The sequence below is a fragment of the Actinotalea sp. C106 genome (genome assembly GCF_023630195.1).
Taxonomy (GTDB): domain Bacteria; phylum Actinomycetota; class Actinomycetes; order Actinomycetales; family Cellulomonadaceae; genus Actinotalea.
On record NZ_JALPKN010000277.1, the window covers coordinates 1 to 4,053 of the forward strand.

At 73.3% G+C, this 4,053-nt stretch carries 6 protein-coding genes; all 6 read left to right on the plus strand.

The window, feature by feature from the left end:
• The coding region (locus L0B03_RS14805; protein ID WP_250447150.1) for a tyrosine-type recombinase/integrase at positions 1-259 on the plus strand (259 nt) is incomplete at its 5' end.
• Positions 260-339: 80 nt separating this feature from the next.
• Positions 340-1,215, plus strand: coding sequence for an AAA family ATPase (locus L0B03_RS14810; protein WP_250447152.1), 876 nt, complete (start codon positions 340-342; stop codon positions 1,213-1,215).
• Entirely contained in the window at positions 1,199-2,113 is a 915-nt protein-coding gene (locus L0B03_RS14815) for a ScpA family protein (RefSeq protein WP_250447153.1), read from the plus strand. The genes L0B03_RS14810 and L0B03_RS14815 overlap by 17 nt, the downstream gene beginning before the upstream one ends.
• Complete coding sequence (scpB, locus tag L0B03_RS14820) at positions 2,110-2,748, plus strand: SMC-Scp complex subunit ScpB (RefSeq protein WP_250447155.1); 639 nt, start codon at positions 2,110-2,112, stop codon at positions 2,746-2,748. The genes L0B03_RS14815 and scpB overlap by 4 nt, the downstream gene beginning before the upstream one ends.
• Positions 2,745-3,530, plus strand: coding sequence for a pseudouridine synthase (locus tag L0B03_RS14825; RefSeq protein WP_250447157.1), 786 nt, complete (start codon positions 2,745-2,747; stop codon positions 3,528-3,530). Before scpB ends, L0B03_RS14825 begins: the two co-directional genes overlap by 4 nt.
• A 70-nt stretch (positions 3,531-3,600) precedes the next feature.
• Complete coding sequence (gene aroH, locus L0B03_RS14830; RefSeq protein ID WP_250447159.1) at positions 3,601-3,963, plus strand: chorismate mutase; 363 nt, start codon at positions 3,601-3,603, stop codon at positions 3,961-3,963.
• The last annotated feature ends 90 nt before the right edge of the window (positions 3,964-4,053 follow it).

Genomic DNA, 4,053 nt, shown 5'->3' on the forward strand with positions numbered 1-4,053 from the left:
CCGGCTGAGCCGGCAGGCGGCGTGGGCGGTGCTGCGCCAGGCGGCCCAGCGCGCGGGGGTCCCGCGGGCCGACGACGTGTCCCCGCACACGCTGCGGCACTCCTTCGCGACCCACCTGCTCGCGGGCGGCGCCGACGTGCGGGTCGTGCAGGAGCTGCTCGGGCACGCCTCGGTGACGACCACGCAGATCTACACGCACGTGACCCCGGACACCCTGCGTGAGGTCTACGCCGCCGCGCATCCCCGGGCCCGCGCGTGAGGCCGGCTGTCCGCGCCGAGCGCAGCGCGCCCCGGAGCGCGCGCACGGCTCGTGGCTGTTCCCTGCGGTAGCCTCGCCGCGTGACTCGCCAGGACCCGGTCGGACCCGCCACGCACCCCACGGACCCCGTCGGACGCCCCCTGCCCGAGTTCAGCGACCCCGCTCCTCTCGCCTCGCACGGCCCGGCCCGGATCATCGCCCTCTGCAACCAGAAGGGTGGCGTCGGCAAGACGACGACCACGATCAACCTGGGCGCCGCGCTCGCCTCGTACGGGCGCCGCGTGCTGATCGTGGACTTCGACCCGCAGGGGGCGGCGTCCGTCGGGCTGGGGATCAGCCCGCACGAGCTCGACCGGACCGTCTACAACCTGCTCATGGAGCGCGGGGTCGACGTCGGTGAGGTCATCCAGGAGACGGCCGTGCCGGGCCTGGACCTGCTCCCCGCCAACATCGACCTCTCCGCGGCAGAGGTGCAGCTCGTGGGGGAGGTCGCCCGTGAGTCGATCTTGGCGCGGGTGCTGCGCGGGGTCGAGGACGACTACGACGTCGTCCTGGTCGACTGCCAGCCCTCGCTCGGTCTGCTGACGGTCAACGCCCTGACCGCGGCCCACGGGGTGCTGATCCCGCTCGAGTGCGAGTTCTTCGCCCTGCGCGGAGTGGCCTTGCTCGTCGAGACGATCGAGAAGGTCCGGGACCGCCTCAACCCGCGGCTCGAGGTCGACGGCATCTTGGCCACGATGCACGACCCGCGCACCCTGCACTCCCGGGAGGTGCTGGCGCGCGTGCACGAGGCCTTCGGGGACCAGCTGCTCCACACCGTGATCGGGCGAACGGTCAAGTTCCCCGACTCGTCGGTGGCGGCCGAGCCGATCACCACCTACGCCCCGTCGCATCCGGGGGCGACGGCGTACCTGCAGCTCGCCCGGGAGCTGGTGGCCCGTGGCGACGCGGCCTGAGGGCGCGACCGCCGCACCGGACGAGGTCGAGCAGGCCCGCAGCGTCAGCAGCCCCTTCGAGGTGCACCTGGAGAACTTCACCGGCCCGTTCGACCTCCTGCTGGGGCTGATCTCGAAGCACAAGCTCGACATCACCGAGGTCGCTCTGGCCCAGGTCACCGACGAGTTCATCGCTGCGGTCCGGGCCGCCGAGGCCGGGGACGAGCCGTGGGAGCTCAACCGGATCAGCGAGTTCCTCGTGGTCGCGGCGACCCTGCTCGACCTCAAGGCCGCGCGCCTGCTGCCCGCGGGTGCGGTCGAGGACGCCGAGGACCTCGAGATGCTCGAGGCCCGCGACCTCCTGTTCGCCCGGCTGCTGCAGTACCGGGCCTACAAGGACGTCGCCCAGGGGCTGGGGCAGCGCCTCGAGGCCCAGGCCCGCAGCCTGCCCCGAGAGGTCGGGCTCGAGCCGGACCTCGCCGCGCTGCTGCCCGAGCTCGTCATGGAGATCGGACCGGCCGAGCTCGCGGTGCTCGCCGCCCACGCCCTGCAGCCCCGCGTCGCTCCCACGGTGGACACGGGCCACCTGCACGCCCCGGCGGTGAGCGTGCGCGAGCAGGCAGCGGTGCTCGTCGACCGGCTGCGCAGGGCAGGCTCGGGGTCCTTCCGGACGCTGGTCCAGGACGCTGAGTCGAGCCTGGTCGTCGTGGTGCGGTTCCTGGCCCTGCTCGAGCTCTACCGTGAAGGGGTGGTCGGCTTCGACCAGGTCAGCCCCCTGGGGGACCTGACCGTGCGGTGGACCGGCGGGCAGGAGGACGAGATCGACGTGGTCGACGACTACGGTGACCTCCCTGTCGAGGCCGTACCGGCCGGTGGCGGCCTGCCGAGCACCGATCGCCCTGAGGAGGGAGGCGCATGAGCACCACGACCACCCCGGCGAGCCCCGACCCCCGGCCCGGCCCGGCCCCCGAAGAGCTCGCCTTCGACGTCTCGGAGCTACCCGGAGGCGCGCGCGGCGCCCTCGAGGCCGTGCTGATGGTCGCCGACGAGCCCCTGCCCGCCCTGCGCCTCGCGACTGTCCTCGGTCTGCCGACCGCACAGGTCGAGGACCACCTCGCCGAGCTCGCGGCGGAGTACCGTGAGCAGGGTCGTGGCTTCGACCTCCGGCACGCAGGTGCGGGCTGGCGCTTCTACTCCGCGCCCGCCCACGCCGACGTCGTCGGGCGCTTCGTGCTCGACAGGCAGACGGCTCGGCTGACGCAGGCCGCCCTCGAGACCCTCGCGGTCATCGCCTACCGCCAGCCCGTGACCCGCGGGCAGGTGTCTGCCGTGCGCGGCGTCAACGTCGACTCGGTGGTGCGGACCCTCGCGGCCCGCGGCCTCGTGGTCGAGCTGGGTACCGAGCCAAGTGGTGCCGTGCTCTACGGCACCTCCCCGTACTTCCTGGAACGGATGGGCATGACAAGTCTGGACGATCTGCCACCCCTGGCCCCCTACCTGCCGGAGATCGACACGATGTCGGGCGTCGACGGCGAGCCGGAGGCCACCCCGTGAGCCGGGGAGGGCGCCGCAAGCCGGCGCACCAGCCGCCGGCCCGGGACGTGCACGACCCCGAGGGCGTGCGGCTGCAGAAGGTCCTCGCGGGGGCCGGTCTCGGCTCACGTCGGGCCTGCGAGGAGATCATCGCCAAGGGCCGGGTCACCGTCGACGGTGTCCCCGTGCGCGAGCTGGGCATCCGGGTGGACCCGCGCACCGCCGTGGTGCACGTGGACGGGATGCGTCTGCAGCTCGACAGCTCGATGGTGACGATCGCCCTGAACAAGCCGGCGGGCGTGGTCTCGACCATGCACGACCCGATGGGCCGGCCGACCCTCGAGCAGTTCGTCGCGGACCGTCCCGAGCGGCTCTTCCACGTGGGCCGGCTCGACGCCGAGACCGAGGGCCTGCTCCTCATGACCAACGACGGCGAGCTCGCCAACCGCCTCGCACACCCGTCGCACGGGGTGCCCAAGACGTACCTGGCCACGGTCGAGGGCCGTGTCAAGGGCCTGCTCGCGCAGCAGCTGCGGTCCGGGGTCGAGCTCGAGGACGGCGTGGTCAAGGTCGACGACTACCGGCTGGTCGACACCACCCCGCAGACGAGCATGGTCGAGGTCGTCCTGCACGAGGGCCGCAACCACGTCGTCCGGCGCCTGTTCGAGGAGGTCGGGCACCCGGTCACGCGCCTGCTGCGGACGCGGGTCGGGCCCATCCGGCTGGGCAACCTGCCGCCTGGCCGGACCCGCGTGCTGGGCCGGGAGGAGCTCGGCTCGCTGATGTCCTCGGTCGACCTGTGACCCTGCCTGCGGCTGCCCGGGGCGGACGGGTACGCTCGCGGGCGGTCACCAGTCGACGGAGGGGTGCAGCATGACTGTCCGAGCGATCCGCGGGGCGACCCAGCTCGAGAGCGGCGACCGCGAGCACCTGTTCGAGCGGACCGCGGAGCTGGTGCGCGAGGTCATCACCGCCAACGGGCTGGCGACCGAGGACCTGGTCTCGATCATCTTCACGTGCACCCCGGACCTCACCGCGGACTTCCCCGCGGCGGCGGCCCGCGAGATGGGCATGGGCGACGTGCCGCTCATGTGCGCGGTCGAGATCGACGTGCCCGGTGCCCTGCCGCGCGTCGTCCGGCTGATGGCGCACGTGAACCTCGAGCGCCCGCGCGCGGAGATCCAGCACGTCTACCTGCACGGCGCCACGGTGCTGCGCAAGGACCTGGCCCAGTGAGGCGGAACCGGTGAGGCGCCCCCGATGAGCACGAGCCCGCCCCGGCCGGCAGCCGCGACGCGCGGGCCGGTGCGGGTGGTCGGCACGGGG